The 273-nt window shown below is 58.6% G+C and carries 1 pseudogene; it reads left to right on the forward strand.

From position 1 onward, the window contains the following. Positions 1–273: pseudogene (locus H7U37_RS15420) on the forward strand (IS5/IS1182 family transposase); the annotation flags it as partial.

The raw sequence follows: 273 nt of genomic DNA on the forward strand, positions 1-273 counted from the left end.
ATGCCAGGGAACTGATGGAAGAGGTAAACGCAGACCGCCAGGCCCATGGAAAGAAGCCCTTTGACGATGATGGCCAGCCGCCGGCACCGCCAAAGAAGCGCAGAGACAACACCTCAAAAAAGAAACTGGCCCGGCGGAAGAAGGAGAAGCTGCGCACCGTGAAGCGGAGCGTGACCGACCCGGACAGCGGATTGTTTGTGAAAGGGGAACACAAGCGGCAGTTTGCCTATGAGGCCCACACGGCCTGTGACAAGCACGGCTTTGTGCTGGAAG

This window comes from Pseudoflavonifractor phocaeensis, from assembly GCF_016901735.1.
Classification (GTDB): domain Bacteria; phylum Bacillota; class Clostridia; order Oscillospirales; family Oscillospiraceae; genus Pseudoflavonifractor_A.